The organism is Paenibacillus sp. LX16 (genome assembly GCF_036252815.1).
In the GTDB taxonomy this organism is placed as follows: domain Bacteria; phylum Bacillota; class Bacilli; order Paenibacillales; family Paenibacillaceae; genus Paenibacillus; species Paenibacillus polymyxa_B.
In genome coordinates, this window is sequence record NZ_CP141152.1 from 230,666 (window position 1) to 246,721 (window position 16,056).

The 16,056-nt window shown below is 44.6% G+C and carries 10 protein-coding genes; 8 read left to right on the plus strand and 2 right to left on the minus strand.

What is annotated here, in order from left to right:
* Positions 1-64: 64 nt before the first annotated feature.
* From T3H97_RS01040 to T3H97_RS01070, 7 genes are all read left to right on the plus strand, one after another.
* Entirely contained in the window at positions 65-2,449 is a 2,385-nt protein-coding gene (locus T3H97_RS01040) for a phosphoketolase family protein (RefSeq protein WP_328801437.1), read from the plus strand.
* 285 nt (positions 2,450-2,734) lie between these two features.
* Entirely contained in the window at positions 2,735-3,577 is an 843-nt protein-coding gene (locus tag T3H97_RS01045; RefSeq protein ID WP_328801438.1) for an aldo/keto reductase, read from the plus strand.
* Between the two features lie 182 nt (positions 3,578-3,759).
* Entirely contained in the window at positions 3,760-4,419 is a 660-nt protein-coding gene (locus T3H97_RS01050; RefSeq protein WP_328801439.1) for a PspA/IM30 family protein, read from the plus strand.
* A 26-nt stretch (positions 4,420-4,445) separates the two neighbouring features.
* Positions 4,446-5,480 (plus strand): TFIIB-type zinc ribbon-containing protein, encoded by a 1,035-nt coding sequence (locus T3H97_RS01055; protein WP_328801440.1) that lies wholly within the window; start codon positions 4,446-4,448, stop codon positions 5,478-5,480.
* Positions 5,477-6,271, plus strand: a complete 795-nt coding sequence (locus T3H97_RS01060) for a TPM domain-containing protein (protein WP_328801441.1) — start codon at positions 5,477-5,479, stop codon at positions 6,269-6,271. Before T3H97_RS01055 ends, T3H97_RS01060 begins: the two co-directional genes overlap by 4 nt.
* A 141-nt stretch (positions 6,272-6,412) precedes the next feature.
* Positions 6,413-7,405, plus strand: coding sequence for an SPFH domain-containing protein (locus T3H97_RS01065; RefSeq protein WP_025718824.1), 993 nt, complete (start codon positions 6,413-6,415; stop codon positions 7,403-7,405).
* A gap of 258 nt (positions 7,406-7,663) precedes the next feature.
* Complete coding sequence (locus T3H97_RS01070) at positions 7,664-11,413, plus strand: alpha-L-arabinofuranosidase C-terminal domain-containing protein (RefSeq protein ID WP_328802761.1); 3,750 nt, start codon at positions 7,664-7,666, stop codon at positions 11,411-11,413.
* A 102-nt stretch (positions 11,414-11,515) separates the two neighbouring features.
* Here T3H97_RS01070 and T3H97_RS01075 read toward each other — a convergent pair whose 3' ends face one another.
* Together T3H97_RS01075 and T3H97_RS01080 are read right to left on the minus strand one after the other, a co-directional pair.
* Positions 11,516-12,913: a phytase gene (locus tag T3H97_RS01075; RefSeq protein WP_328801442.1), complete on the minus strand. Its 1,398-nt coding sequence runs from the start codon at positions 12,911-12,913 to the stop codon at positions 11,516-11,518.
* Positions 12,914-13,023: 110 nt separating this feature from the next.
* On the minus strand, positions 13,024-13,899 hold the full coding sequence (locus T3H97_RS01080) for a helix-turn-helix transcriptional regulator (protein ID WP_023986520.1): 876 nt from the start codon (positions 13,897-13,899) through the stop codon (positions 13,024-13,026).
* 193 nt (positions 13,900-14,092) lie between these two features.
* On the opposite strand from T3H97_RS01080, the gene T3H97_RS01085 reads away from it, so the two are divergent.
* Positions 14,093-16,036: a glycoside hydrolase family 127 protein gene (locus tag T3H97_RS01085; protein ID WP_103048394.1), complete on the plus strand. Its 1,944-nt coding sequence runs from the start codon at positions 14,093-14,095 to the stop codon at positions 16,034-16,036.
* The last annotated feature ends 20 nt before the right edge of the window (positions 16,037-16,056 follow it).

Sequence of the window (16,056 nt, forward strand, 5' to 3'; positions counted from 1 at the left end):
ATGTACATGTAGATGAAATTTCCGGAAATAAATTACAAACAAAACTACTTAGGGAGTGGACACAATGTCGTTATCACCCGTGTTAGCAGATTATTCATCTAAAACATATTTAGAAAAACTTGATGCATATTGGCGTGCAACGAACTACATTTCGGTAGGTCAGCTTTATTTAAAAGATAATCCTTTGTTGAGAGAGCCTTTAAAAGATTCAGATGTGAAGGTTAAGCCTATTGGACACTGGGGCACAATTCCGGGTCAAAACTTTATTTATGCACATCTAAATCGTGTTATTAATAAATATGATTTGAGCATGCTTTACATTGAAGGTCCTGGTCACGGCGGCCAGGTTATGGTTTCAAATTCTTATCTGGATGGAAGTTACACTGAAATCTATCCGCAAATTACGCAAGATATCCCAGGCATGAAGAAATTGTTCAAACAATTCTCTTTCCCTGGCGGTATTGCTTCACATGCTGCTCCTGAAACACCTGGATCTATCCATGAAGGTGGAGAATTAGGCTACTCTCTTTCTCATGGTGTAGGTGCCATTTTGGATAATCCTGATCTGATTTCGGCTGTTGTTGTTGGTGATGGCGAAGCTGAAACTGGTCCATTAGCCGCTTCGTGGTTCTCTAACAGATTTATCAACCCCATCACGGATGGTGCAGTGCTGCCAATCTTGCACTTGAATGGCTTTAAGATTAGTAATCCAACGATTATGTCTCGTCAATCAAAAGAAGAATTGACCTCATACTTTAAAGGTTTAGGTTGGGAGCCGTTCTTTGTTGAAGGTGAAAATCCGGATCACATGCATCCAGAAATGGCGAAAGTATTGGATACGGCCATCGAGAAGATTGAAGCTATTCAAAAGAATGCGCGTGAAAATAATGATCTTACTCGTCCGGCTTGGCCGATGATTGTATTCCGTTCACCTAAAGGCTGGACAGGTCCGAAGGAATGGGACAACGTGCCGAATGAAAATTCATTCCGTGCCCATCAGGTTCCAATTCCGGTTGATCAAAAAAATATGCAGCACGCACCTGCTTTGTTAGAATGGCTGAATAGCTATAGACCAGAGGAATTGTTCGACGAAAACGGTCGTTTAAACTCTGAGCTTGCTGAAATTCTGCCTACAGGCGATAAACGTATGGGAATGAACCCTGCTGCGAATGCGGGTAACCTCATTAAAGACTTGAAATTACCGGATTTCCGTAACTATACGCTGGATAATTCCGTACCTGGTAAAGTGATTGCGCAAGATATGTCGGTTTTAGGGAAATACGTTAAAGATGTGGTTCTTTTAAATGAAGAAAATCGTAATTTCAGAATCTTCGGACCGGATGAAACGATGTCTAATCGCTTGGCTCCTGTTTTTGAAGTAACCAAACGCCAATGGATGGACCAAATTATTGAACCTAATGATGAATTCTTATCATCCTATGGCCGCGTAATTGATTCTCAATTATCCGAACACCAAGCTGAAGGATTGCTGGAAGGTTATGTATTAACAGGTCGCCATGGTTTCTTTGCAAGTTACGAAGCCTTCCTGCGTGTGGTTGACTCGATGATCACCCAGCACTTTAAGTGGCTGCGTAAAGCAACGGATCAAGGATGGCGTGCAGATATCCCATCACTGAATGTCGTAGCAACTTCAACAGTGTTCCAACAGGATCATAATGGGTATACACACCAAGATCCAGGTTTGTTAGGTCATTTGGCTGATAAAAAACCAGAATTTATTCGGGAGTATCTGCCAGCGGATGCCAATTCATTGTTGGCTGTTTTCGACACCATTTTAAACGACCGTCAAAAGATCAATTTGATTGTTTCGTCTAAACACCCACGTCCACAATGGTTTACTGCTGATGAAGCGAAAGAATTGGTGGATAAAGGGTTGAAGATTATTGACTGGGCAAGTACAGATCAAGGTGGAGAACCTGACCTTGTCATTGCTTCTGCTGGTACAGAGCCAACTATTGAAAGTTTAGCTGCAATTTCTATTTTGCATGAAAAACTGCCTGACTTGAAGATTCGGTACATCAACGTGGTAGATTTGCTGAAACTGAGAAGTCAAAAACTAGACCCGCGTGGATTATCCGACGCTGAGTTTGATCATTTTTTCACAAAAGACAAGCCCGTTGTTTTCGCTTTCCATGGTTACGAAGGTCTGATCAAAGATCTGTTCTTTGATCGTCACAATCATAACTTGCATGTACATGGTTACCGTGAGAATGGCGATATTACGACACCATTTGATATGCGTGTATTGAATCAAATGGATCGTTTTGACTTAGTGAAGGAAGCCGTTCTTAACTTACCTGACGCTGGGAAGTACACCAACATTGTGGATGAAATGGATGCTACGATTAAGAAACATCATCAATTCATTCGCGAAGAAGGCATTGACTTACCTGAGGTAGAGAACTGGGTATGGAAAGGCTTGAAATAAAAATAAAGACGCTTCAACCTTGTGTTGGACAACCAAGCAATTCAGCATGAAGTGGATTATATGATTTGGTAGTGGTATACAAGTGCCTGACCCCTTGACTTCAAGTATGATTTCAATGGGGATCAGGCGCTTTTTGATTTAGCACACAGAGAACTTGGTAGGGAAGTTACGAGCTAGTGGGTATATACATATATAGGGAACGGAATGTATTGTATTGGATTGCTATATTTTGCCGGAGCTTTGAAGAGGTGTTACGTTTATGAGAATAGTAAAGGAGGCTGTAATATGAACCAACAAATTCCGGAGAAGGTATTGAATGATGGCGTTAAAGTGCCCGTCATTGGATTTGGGACAGCTGGATTGAAGGGTGCAGACGGAGTGAGGGCGATTACCAGCGCGATTGATGCAGGTTACCGTCTGATCGACACAGCGTTCAACTATGAAAATGAGGGTGCTGTTGGGAAAGCGGTCCAGCAGAGCTCTGTGCCCAGAGAAGAATTGTTGATTTGCTCCAAACTACCGGGTCGCCGACATGCTTACCAAGAAGCCATTGTAACGATCGAAGAGTCATTATATAGAGGAGGACTGGACTATTATGATCTTTATCTGATCCATTGGCCGAATCCCCAAATTGATCGATATGTTGAAGCCTGGCAGGCGTTGATTGAGGCAAAGAAAAGGGGCTATATCCGTTCCATTGGGGTCTGCAATTTCTTGCCCGAGCATAATGAACGTTTAATTCGGGAAACAGGTGTCACGCCGAGCTTAAATCAAGTTGAATTGCATCCATTATTTAATCAGGAACATCAGCGTGCAAAAGATGCTAAACAGGGCATCGTGACGGAATCGTGGAGCCCCTTGGGTCGCGGTCACAGCATGCTGGAGAATGAAGAGATTGGGAAAATCGCTGCTGCTCATGGTAAAACGACTACACAGGCGATTTTACGTTGGCATATCCAACTTGGAGCAATCCCGATCCCTAAGGCCTCTTCTGTAAAACACCAAACGGAGAATCTAGATATTTTTGATTTTGAGTTGTCTCCAGAGGAAATGAACGTGATTTCGGCATTTAGCAGTGAGGATGGACGGATATGGGGGCAGGACCCCAAGTCCTATGAAGAACTATAATCAGGAACAATAATAGAAGGGTTCAAAAATCTGTCGCGGGTTTTTGGACCCTTTGCTTTTATAATAAAACGAACACACATCTGAAAGTGATCAATGGGCCAGTATGTATGGCTGGGATGAACATTTTTTACCGGATATGATGTATGATATGGTGGAATGTAGTCCTTTCGAAGGAGGTCATCATGGGGATTTTGTCAAGGTTTAGGGATATTATGAAAGTGAATGTTAACGCCTTAATGGATAAGGTGGGAGATCCGGAGAAGACCATTGACGATTATATGCGGAATTTGAACAGTGATCTAGGCAAGGTGAAAGCGGAGACGGCTTCAGTGTTGGCTGATGAGAGAAGGACGAAAAGAGCATTGGATGAATGCAAAGCCGAGATCAAAAAGCTCCAGCATTATGCCAGTAAGTCTGTGGAAGCTGGTAATGAAGAGGAAGCTCGAAAGTTTCTGGAGAGAAAAGGTTTGCAGGCGGAGAAATTGGAACAATTACAAACCTCCTATGATTTAGCTTCGACAAACGCCGTAAATATGAAGAAAATGCAGGAGAAGTTGGTGTCCGATATGGGGCAACTAGAAGCGCGGCACGCTGAACTTAAAGGGAAGATGGCGGTTGCCAAAGCACAGCAAACCTTGAATTCTATAGGTAGCAAGAATTATGCTTTCGAAGTTATGGAAGAGCAGGTGAACAGAGCGTATGATGAAGCGATGGCTATAGCCGAGCTTCGGGCAGGAACGAAGGACGACCTGGATGCCTTATTTGCACAATACGAGAAGAGTACGAATACAGAAGATGAATTGGCTGCAATCAAAGAAAAAATCAACCCTAAGGAATCATAACAGTATCTACATGAAGAGGTGAGCAGATGCCGGTTATCGAATACAAATGCCCCAACTGCGGCAGCGGCATGGTCTTTGACAGTGAGACAGGGAGGTTATCCTGTCATAGTTGCGGAAGAGAGGACAATATCGAATCTATTCCTGATCCTCTGATAAATCGTATTTTTTCAGAAGATGAGGCTCATGAGTATCATTGTAATAACTGCGGAGCGGTGATTATGACCGAAGTGGAGACGAGTGCAACGGTGTGCAGCTTTTGTGGTTCTGCCGTGGTTCTCGGGGATCGACTGACTGGGGAGCTGGCTCCAGCGCAGGTTATTCCTTTTTCAATCAGTAAGGAAGAAGCCATAGCTGCTTTCAAAAAATGGTGCAAGAATGGCCGTCTGACGCCGAATCGGTTCATGATAGCAGACCGAATCAAGGGAATAACCGGGATGTATGTGCCCTTCTGGTTATATGAATTACATAATAAAATTGAGGTTCAAGGTGAAGGTACCCAAGTGCGAACCTATACGAGTGGAGACTACGAATATACGGAAACGAAGCATTTTGATGTATATCGGAAAATCCGTTTGAATTATGTAAAGGTTCCGATTGATGCTGCGGAGAAAATGAACGACGAGCTGATGGATAAATTGGAGCCATTTCCATACGATCAGCTAAAACCCTTTAAAACGCCATATCTAGCAGGTTATATTGCGGAGAAGTACAGTTATAACGAAGAAGAGCTTTTCCCGCGAGTTAAAGAAAAAGTGAAGGAATATATTGATGCTTATATTCATTCTACGGTGTCAGAGTATACGGCCGTGAGTTATACGGAAAAGCAAATTGATACTACATTAAAACAAGCGGATTATGTCCTGCTCCCGGTGTGGGTCATACACTATGACTACAATCAATTGGAGCATACGTTTGCTATGAACGGACAGACGGGCAAGGTAGTCGGTAAGCCTCCGATTAGCAAGTTCAAAGTGACGGCTTGGTTTGCAGGCATTTTCGGCATTACTCTCTTCTCATTAAGGTTAATCACTTGGCTGATGATGGGAGGGGAATTCTATTGAAAAGACATAGAGCCATTGTAGCCGTCTTGTTGTTCTTTGCTGTTTTTCTGGCGCTTCCTATGGAAATGAAGGGCGAACCAGCTACGACAGAAATGAAGCCATTGATTTATGATGAAGCGGGTTTGCTCAATCAGGAAGAGTATGATGTGTTGAACGCTATGGCTAATCAATACGGAGCGGAAAGAGAAACGGACATTATTATTTATACTACCCTTAATCCCGACAATATGGATGTTATGAAGATGACGCAGGACTTTTATGATGACCATGGTCCGGGGTATGACAGATCTCATGGGAACGCGGTCATTTTAACGATGGATATGAGAAATAGAGAGATGTACTTGGCCGGATTTTATAAGGCAGAACGGTATCTGGATGATGACAGGCTTACTAAAATACGCCATGAGATTAGCCCGGATCTGACGAACGGCAACTATGGGCTGGCATTCCAAAAGTATATTCTGAGCGCGCACAAATATTTGGCCATCCGTCCAGGGGTGAATCCAGACAGTATATTTTTTAAAGGCTGGCTTCATTTGGCGGTTGCACTGGGACTGGCGGCGATGATCGTGGGCAAGATGGTTTCCAATTCTGGCGGTCGGGTTACGGTAAATCGACAGACCTACGAGGATGCGAACGCCTCAGGAGTTCTGGAGCATCGAGATCAGTATCTTCACACAACGACAACGAAACGGAAGATTGAAAAGAGCAGCAGTAGCAGCAGCTCAGGCGGTGGTGGCGGAACTACCAGCGGCGGTCATTCGCATAGCGGCAGCAGAGGATCATTTTAACTGAGGATTTTGTAAAAATCCAATAAGCGACTTTCAATAAATAATATATAGATCGAAATGGTCTAGTTCGTCTATATATTGCACTTTGGAGCGACTGGAATCGAATTTTGCAAAATCCTAAACTGAAAGGATGGATACAGTATGGGATTCTTCAGAAATCAATTTGCAAATGTTGTAGAATGGGAAGAATTTAGAGATGATATGATTTTCTGGAAGTGGAGTAATCGTGAAATTAAAAAAGGCAGTAAATTAATCATCCGCTCCGGTCAAGATGCGATTTTTGTAAATAACGGCAAGATAGAGGGTATTTTTGAGAATGAAGGGTCGTATAACATGGACTCTGACATTATTCCATTTCTATCCACCTTAAAAGGGTTTAAATTTGGTTTTAACAGCGGCATGAGGGTAGAGGTCTTATTCGTTAATACGAAGGAGTTTACGGTCAAATGGGGGACGCAGAATCCAGTGCTGATCCCGACCCCCCAGCTGCCAGGCGGTATGCCGATCCGTGCCAATGGCACATTTAATTTTAAAGTGAACGATTATGTTACGCTCATCGATAAGATCGCCGGAGTGAAGGACAGTTATCTCGTCGAGGATGTTAAAATACGCATTACTTCGGTGTTGGATCAGTTATTAATGAAGTGGATCAGCAGAGAAGGAAAGGACATGTTCAATCTGCAGGCGAATGCTTCTGACATTTCAAAAGGTATTCAAGAAGATCTGGATATGCAAGTGATGGACAATGGTATGACGATTACTGGCTTTCATGTGATGAGCTTCAATTATCCTCAAGAAATCCAAGATATGATTACGAAGACAGCTTCTCATGAAATGATCGGTAATCTGCAAAAGTACCAACAAGTGACGATGACGGACGGGATTGCATCGGGTAATGTAAAAGGCGGCGGTGCAGCTTCGGATATGGCGAGTATGATGATGGGGATGAATATAGCAAATGAAATGATGAAAAATTTGAACCCGAACCCAGAGCCTTCGGCTGAGACTCAGCCTACACCTGCTGCCCCCTCTCCATCTGGAGACGGTAATAAGCCCAATTTTTGTCCGAATTGCGGTACAAAAAATGAAGGGGCTAACTTCTGTCCGAATTGTGGACAAAAATTGAACGGATAACATAGCTATGGCCACACTTCTTTATTTCAGAAAAGCTCCGACTGGGTCAAGCAATCCTGTAAGCCGAAAGGCAGTTATCGCAGAGTATCTTCTGTGATGGCTGCTTTTTTATGTAGTTCGTTCAAGTATTTTCTTCATAAATCCGATTTATTGGATTGAAAAAGGTACTCAGGATAAGGTACTATAGCTATATAGTATGTATTTATATTAACTAATTAGTTATTACATTAATAAACTATAGGTATAGGAGCAACGATGATGACCAAATTCCAAGATCAAATCATTGCGCGTTACAAGTTTGATGATGCAGAGAACGTCGGCAAAGATAGCTCAGGGCAAGGTAACGATGGGGTTGCTTCAGGCACAGTAACACCTACGATTTCCCATGCTACCGGTAGAGCAGCTTTGACGCTTGAGGGAGGCCCCAACGGTACATCGTATATCCAGCTTCCTTCCGATCTATTCAAAGATGTAAGCGATAACACCGGTGTGACGGTTACTGCGTGGGTCAACTTCGGCAGATTCACAGATATGTGGGAACGTGTTTTTGACTTTGGTAAAGCCCATACAGGACCCTATATGTTCATGACACGGAATCTGCGCGGAACCCTTTTCACCGAGGCGGATTTATCCGTAGACCCGGGAAGAGGCTTTGTCAGGGATGAGTGGATGCACATAGCCCTGTCTGTGATCGGCACGGAAGGCGGCACATTAAGCAGTGCCGGTCCGGTGATATATGTCAATGGTGAAGTGGTAGCGGATGGTTCCATCAGCCAAACTTCCAGCGGTAACTATGCCAAGCTGCGTAAATGGTTCGAAACGTTTACAGACTCGTCCAACTACAGCAACAATTTTATCGGTCGCTCCCAGCATGCGGCGGATGTAGACTTTGCCGGCTCCGTTTCAGACTTTAGAATTTATAAAGCAGGCTTGTCGGCAGATGAAGTCATTGAGGTCATGTGCGATTCGTTGACAGATGAAGAGATCGTGAAGCTTGCTAGAGATAAATATTTGTCCTTTCCAACGACGATTGTGACCAAGGACTTATCTCTGCCAACCGTTCTGATGGGCGGTAGAGTAGAAGTGACCTGGAAATCCAGCCAACCTAGTATACTCTCTGACAATGGGCAGGTGCAAGCGATTACCTCCGCACAAGGGGTTACCGTCACAGCTTTGTTAACGAAGGGCTTAAGCCAGATTGAAGAAAGCTTTGAAGTATCCGTTCTTCCTGAACAGCTGCCTCCGTACACGCTGACCATTCATGGAAATAAGGAAGTACTGGATGTCAGCGAAGTGATGTACGGCTTGTTCTATGAAGATATCAATAACGCAGCAGATGGCGGGATTTATGCAGAACTCGTTCAGAATCGCTCCTTTGAATCTTTCGAGTTTGATACGTATTCCCATGCTTCCGGTGAATGCGGCTGCTCTACAGGACGGAACCGCAACCCGTTGTTTGCCTGGTCTGGTGATACGGACAAGATGACTCCACAACATAGCGGTGGATTAAATGAGTTTTTAGGCGCAAAAGACAAAGAAGTGAACTCTTATTATGTGACGGTAGCGGATGGTGCAACGATTCGGAACAAGGGCTTTTCCGACTCTAACCAGAATTGTGCCATGTCCATCCAAGAGGGCGCCAAGTATGAGTTTACCATCTGGGCGAAGGCCGATTCAGCGGGCACAATCACACTGCAACTGCAAGACTCGAATGAAAAGGCTATTAGTGATTCGGTAACGGTACAGGTGGAAGGTGACAACACGTGGAAGAAGTACGGCATCGATTCCAAGCTTGTGCTGACAGGCTCAGCTACGGTTCTCGGGCAACTGGCGCTTACATTTGAAGGGGACATTTCGGTTGATATGGTTTCTTTATTCCCACAAGATGTATGGGGCGCAGGAGAGGAAGAGCAATCCCCATCGGCACATGCTAACTTCCAGGGTAATCCTAACTACCGACTGAGAAAAGATTTGGTGAACGCACTGGTTGGCATGCATCCGAAGTTTTTGCGGTTTCCAGGTGGTTGTATTTCCGAGGGTTCATTTATATGGGAAAACGTATACGATTGGAAGGAATCGATTGGGGATATCGAGCTGCGCAAGGAAAACTTTAATGTATGGGGCTATATGATGACCATGGGTCTTGGTTATATGGAATATTTCCAGTTGGCAGAAGACCTGAATGCAGCTCCGCTTCCGGTTATGGCCTGCGGCGTGCTCTGCCAAGCCCGCTCGGATTATGCTCATCCCGCTGGAGGCGCATTGAGAGAATACTATATTAAGAACTTTACGGATCTGATCGACTTTGCGATTAGTGTGGATTTTGAACATAATGAATGGGCTGCTATGCGTAAAAAAATGGGCCATGAAGCTCCGTTCGATCTGCGTTATTTGGGGGTAGGTAACGAGAACTGGGGCACAGAGTTTTTTGCCAACTTTGAAGTGTTCAAGACATCGATTGATGAGTACATGGAGAAAAACTATCCGGGTTATGAGCTGCACATCATCTCCACGGTTGGCGCTCAAGCAGACGACGATGCATATCAGCAGGGCTGGAAGTTCTTAAGCGGTAATATGACTGGTTCGGCTAAGGTTGCTTTTGCAGATGGTAACCAGGTGACGGAAGAAACGGTAACCTGGTATGAGAAGCAAAAGGACTATATGGACACCATTGCAGACGAGCACTATTATCGTTCTAACGAGTACCTGCTGAATAACGTGGACCGCTATAACTACTACTATAGAGCTTATAACGTGGACGGCAGTATAAATTGGAAAGCAACATCAAAGGTTTTTGTCGGAGAGTACGCCTCAACGGATAAAAATACACTGGCAGGCGCTGTAGCAGAGGCAGCGGTGATGACGGGCTTCGAAAATAATGCCGATGTCGTTCGGTTGGCTGCCTATGCACCGCTGTTTAACAAGGTGCTGACAGATGGAACCTACAGATGGACGCCAGACTGCATCTGGTTCGATGACGAAACAGTGTGGTTTACGCCGAACTACTATGTACAGCAAATGTATGCTAAATATTTGGGGAATAAAGTATTGAGCACTTCTTTCTCTACGTACAAAAACGGCAAGCCAACGGACCTCATTCCTCAGGGTGGTATTGAAATTGCAACAGGCAACGCTGAGGTTATGATTAAGCGTGTGACTGTTACTTCCAACCAGGACGGCAGTGTGCTGCTGGATCAAGACTTTACCCAGGGATTGAATTCGGCCTGGCAGGTCATTCCCGGTTCCGTGGGCTCTACAGTGGAGGAAGGCAAGGGGCTTGTCCTCAAAGCTCAGGATAGCGGTCTGAATGGTCTGTACATCTTGAACGACAGCTGGAGCAATTACAAGGTAGAGGTGGTCGCTTCCCGCATTTCCGGCACGGACGGCTTTTATGTGGGTGCGGGTCTCACCGATATTTCTGCGGAGAAAAAGGACGTCGTTGAATACGCGATCGGCTATGGCGGCAAGGCTACCGGCGTGAAGGTTTACAAGCAAGGCATAGAAGGCTACACATTGGGTGACTACTCTTCCAGTACAGCGGCAGGTAACTTGAGAGCAGCTAGCTATGAAGAGTTGGCTGACAACACGGACTACACCATAACAGTGAACTACGGCGGTGAAACGGGCAGCAATCTGATTTGCTCATACACCGACGGCGAGACAACCAGCAAAGTGCTGGACTACAAGCTGGAGGCCTACAACAGAGACGTGTTCAACTCGGTAACCCAAGATGCTGAGCATGTATATGTGAAGCTGGTGAATGCCGACAACGTGGATAAGGTAACACAGCTGAATCTACAAGATTTGAATGTTGAGTCCATCGCTAAGCTGATTACACTAACCGGCGATTCCTCGCTTGTTCATGTACCTAACGTGAACAAGAAGAATGATGAGAAGGTAGTGCCTACCGAACAGCAGATCACGCTTCATTCGGATTCTGTCCTCTTAGACTTACCGGCCAACTCGGTAAATGTGCTGGTGCTGGATCTTAAACCTTTTCCCGCTTAAAAACAAAAAGGGGTGTCCCAAGTAGCCGTTTTATGGCTTTTGGAACACCTCTTTTTTTCTATGGATAAAATCGGAATGTTGAGTTAATTTCCCCGACAGGCATTACTGCGTGCTTCTGTTTACCAATTCACGCGGGTTGATGCCATCGTCTATCGTTAGCGGGGTAGGGGCTCCCGTAGCGATTCGCTCCCAGGGCACCATTTTAAAGTTCTGATTCAACTTTTTGCCATTTTGAAGATTTTCGTCATCTTGTGCAACGAAGATACCATGAGGGAAATTTTTGCCTAATCCGTAGCCGAGAACATCAATACCGTCTGTGACAGACGTACCGTCAACAGTAGGGCTCGCGCTGATCGTAAAGTTGCTTATATATGCATTGTCGCCTTGTCGTTCATAGATCGCATAGCTGCTGTTTCCTTGACTAGAGGCCATGAGATACCCCTTGCCATCTTTACCGTAATACAATGTAAGTCCTTCTATGTCATCGTGAAGTCTGCGCCCATCTGCAATATCCACACGTCGCAGCGGCTCGGATGAACCGTCTGGCTCGGCACTATACTTCCAAATGGCGTAATCCTCTTCAGCGATGTAGATCGTACCATATTCATCATCAGCAACCATGCCTTCGGATTGCGTAGCCAGCTTGAACTGGCGGACAAGCTTACCTGCAATTTTGCCGCTTCCGTCATCAGTTAGCTCATATTGTTCAAATTCACCCTCTTTGCCCAACACGAGCGCGTAAAATTTATCTGTCTTGAGGCTATGGTATAAGCTGAATCCGTACACTTCTTTCATAGATGCTTTAATAGGTTTGCCAACCACGTTGGTCAGCTTTCCTGATGCACCGTCAATGGCAAAGATATCGATCGTGTTGTTGGTTCGATTGGTTGCCCCTGCGATATCAATTTTTTTGCCGCCCAACGTGAAACCGTAACGAAGATCCACGTTATTCATTTTTCCGACCTTCATGTTTTGCAGTTGTTTGCCTTCCAGATCATAGACTAAAATCCCGCCGCCTTTATTGGTTGCTAAAATTCTACTTTTCTCCGGATCGACCGGGTTGAGCCAGATTGCAGGGTCGTCGGCTGCGTCTTCTCCATCTTCCACAGCTTCTGTTTCGGCAGAGGGGATTACTTTATAGGTGGGAACTGCGTCCTTAGGATCTGCATATTTGCTGTTCTCTGCTTCAAGCGCTGTAAGAAGTTTTGTAGGAAGATATACATTTCCATTCACTATTTTAATTTCCCGGTCCGCTTTTCCGGTTAGTCCAGCTAAACGATATTGCTTCTCACCAACTGTAAAGGTCCCAACAATGCCATTTTTCAGTTTGACCAAAACAGACTGGTCATCACTGTCCCATGTAATGGTCGCCCCCATTTTATCTGCCTGTGTTCGTAGTGGTGCATACCCGGATGGCTGAATGTCTGCCGCATGGGTCAGTTCTGGTGATACCAGAATCCCCGTTAACATGGCTAATAATGCTAGTTTAGTTGACTTCATATGTATGCCCCTTTTCTGAAGTGAAAATGATATAACTGACTCAGTATAAAGCGAGAATATGAAAAGGATACAATGAAAATGTAAAAGGAATGTAAAGGCGATGTAAGCATTCAATGGACTGGTTTCCAGTATTGTTGTCTGTAATTCTTTGGAGACATTCCGAATTTTTCTTTAAAGCATTTGGAGAAATAGCTTGCTTGGGAGAATCCCGTTTCCTCGGTGATTTGTTGGACGGACCAGTCGGTTTGTAGCAAAAGACTACGCCCTTGATCCAGGCGGTAATCCATTAAATACTCAAGCGGTGTGCGCTGGAAGGCGACCTTCATACATCTGGCGAGATAGTTCTGATGTACGTGAAAATGGGTCTCCAAATCTTTATTGGTGATTGTATTTTTGTAATTCTGTTTTAGGTATATTTCGATCTGTTCCGCCAACTTAGAGGAGCTGTCTTTATTATTCTGATCATACTCCAAACTCTGAAAAACATTCACAAACGTCTGTTGGGCCTCCCATAGTGCCAGTTTTCTAGGTTTTAAAGTAGAGGCTAGTAAATAGTCTAATTTCGAAAATAGCTCATGTGGATTCACCACTTTTTGAATTTTGGGCAAATGAATGGTCGTATGTTCTGAATGAAAGTGCAGCTCGGGAATGGGGGTGCTGGGTATAATAGGATTGGGCGAGGATTGTGCGCACCACATGCTATTGGTTTGAAAATGGAACCAGTAAAAGGAGGTTTGTTCTGTACATGCCTCAATGGGAAAATGATGTTTATCCGGTTCAAGAATGAGAGCGTAATTTTCAGTTACCTTCCACACTTCGTCCTCTTCGCCAATGTGCAGCAATCCTTCTTTAATGATTATTACGTCAAAATAACCCAGATTATACCGATTCGGGTGCCAATCCCCTTTTTGATATGTAGTAAAATTCCCCTCAATGAAATAAGGCAGCGGAGGGACAAGGAATGATAGAAAGTCTGTTTTGCTCATGGAAGCCAGCTCCTTTGTGTGTGAAATCGTATAAGTTTTAGTTAAAGATCGCGATTTTTTTTATAAATTCAGGTTGATAAAATAAGGACTGTAGCAAGGGGAGATCAGGTTAGCTTGTACGATATTATCATTACTTTATCCTTATTTTTTCAAAAATGAAAGCGTTCTATTTCCAGGAAGGGATGTTTATCCAATGAAAACGGCAAAGCCAGTTAAGCATGTCATCGTTGACGATTTATTTTGGAAAAAGTATAAGCAGGTTGTGGCGGAAGAGGTTATTCCTTATCAGTGGAAAGCATTAAATGATGAATTACCAGATACAGAACCCAGTCATGCGATTGAAAACTTTAGGATTGCAGCCGGGGAATCCAGTGGGGAGTACTATGGAACCGTTTTCCAGGACAGTGATCTTGCCAAATGGCTGGAGACGGTTGCCTTCAGCTTAAGGGATCATCCGAATCCTGCGCTTGAAGAGCGGGCTGATGAAGTGATTGAATTGTTGGGCAGAGCTCAAGCTGAGGATGGGTATCTGAATACGTACTATCTGCTCAAGGAACCCAATAATCGCTGGACCAACTTAAGAGACAATCATGAGCTGTATTGTGCAGGGCATTTTATAGAAGCGGCTGTTGCTTATTATGAAACGACGGGCAAAACGAAGTTTCTTCACATTATGGAGAAATACGTAGACCTAATTCAGCAGGTTTTTGGTACGGAAGAAGGGAAACGGAAAGGCTACCCGGGACATGAAGAAATTGAGTTGGCCCTGATCAAATTATACGACGTAACTGCAAAGGATCAATATCTCAAATTAGCGCAATATTTTATTGAACAGCGGGGACAGCATCCTATTTACTTTGCAGAGGAACAAGAAAAGAGAAAACATATTCAAACAGAGCCCACCTGGAATGATGATAACAACATTAATTTTGGCTTAGGCTTCGAATATCAGCAAGCACACCAACCTGTGCGGGAACAAAAAGAGGCAGTCGGCCATGCGGTGAGAGCGGTGTATCTGTATATAGCGATGGCGGACTTGGCCGCGAAAACAGGGGATGCTTCCCTGTTACAAACCTGTGAAACGCTGTGGGATGATGTAACGAATCACAAAATGTACATCACCGCAGGGATCGGTTCTACTGTAAACGCGGAAGCGTTCACTTGCCATCACGATCTTCCCAATGACAGCATGTACTGTGAGACCTGCGCCTCTGTAGGGCTGGCCTTTTGGGCCAATCGTATGCTGCGCTTAGCGCCAGACCGGAAATATGCCGATGTGCTGGAGCGTGCGCTATACAACGGAACGATTAGTGGGATGGACCTGGACGGGAAACGGTTTTTCTACGTGAATCCGCTGGAGGTTAACCCTTTTCAAAAATCCAGAAAAGATCAGGAGCATGTAAAAACAGAACGGCAAAAATGGTTTTTCTGCGCCTGCTGTCCGCCAAATTTGGCACGAATGATTGCATCAGTTGAGGACAATATGTATACCCAAACGGATGATACGTTGTATACGCATCTGTATATTGCTAGCAAGGTGAGCATGACTTTATCTGGTCATGAGGTTGAAATTACACAAACTCATCATTATCCATGGGATGCGGATCTAACCTTTTCGATCCACGTAACAGAGTCGACTTCCTTCAAATGGGCACTGCGGATTCCGGGTTGGTGCAAGCAGGCAGAGGTAAAGGTGAATGGGGAAGCTATATCATTAGACCATCTGGAAAATGGCTATATCGAGATTCAGCGTACTTGGAAGGACGGAGATGTGGTAACTCTGCATTTGGCTATGCCGGTTGAGCGCATTCGGAGCAATCCACTGGTCTCCATGAACCAGCAGCAAATTGCTCTCCAACGCGGCCCAGTCGTGTTCTGTCTGGAAGAAGTGGATAATGGGGCGAATTTGGCAGGATTAAGATTGACGAAGGACAGCCTCATTACAGAAGAGTTCAGCGAAAACCTGCTGGGTGGCATTGTAAAGCTGACCATAGAGGGACACCGGCTAAAAAATTCGAATGCATTATATAGCTCGGAGCCTCCTGAATTTGTTCCTCAACAAATTACCGCCATTCCTTACTACGCCTGGTGCAATCGGGCTAAAGGGGAAATGCGTGTATGGGTTTATGAATCATAATTCATTCGCATGGGGAGAGG

What these genes read in the sequence shown, in the direction of transcription:
- T3H97_RS01040 (WP_328801437.1), top strand. Translation starts at nt 65, where the DNA reads ATGTCGTTATCACCCGTGTTAGCAGATTATTCATCTAAAACATATTTA.
- T3H97_RS01045 (WP_328801438.1), top strand. Translation starts at nt 2,735, where the DNA reads ATGAACCAACAAATTCCGGAGAAGGTATTGAATGATGGCGTTAAAGTG.
- T3H97_RS01050 (WP_328801439.1), top strand. Translation starts at nt 3,760, where the DNA reads ATGGGGATTTTGTCAAGGTTTAGGGATATTATGAAAGTGAATGTTAAC.
- T3H97_RS01055 (WP_328801440.1), top strand. Translation starts at nt 4,446, where the DNA reads ATGCCGGTTATCGAATACAAATGCCCCAACTGCGGCAGCGGCATGGTC.
- T3H97_RS01065 (WP_025718824.1), top strand. Translation starts at nt 6,413, where the DNA reads ATGGGATTCTTCAGAAATCAATTTGCAAATGTTGTAGAATGGGAAGAA.
- T3H97_RS01070 (WP_328802761.1), top strand. Translation starts at nt 7,664, where the DNA reads ATGACCAAATTCCAAGATCAAATCATTGCGCGTTACAAGTTTGATGAT.
- T3H97_RS01075 (WP_328801442.1), bottom strand. Translation starts at nt 12,913, where the DNA reads ATGAAGTCAACTAAACTAGCATTATTAGCCATGTTAACGGGGATTCTG.
- T3H97_RS01080 (WP_023986520.1), bottom strand. Translation starts at nt 13,899, where the DNA reads ATGAGCAAAACAGACTTTCTATCATTCCTTGTCCCTCCGCTGCCTTAT.
- T3H97_RS01085 (WP_103048394.1), top strand. Translation starts at nt 14,093, where the DNA reads ATGAAAACGGCAAAGCCAGTTAAGCATGTCATCGTTGACGATTTATTT.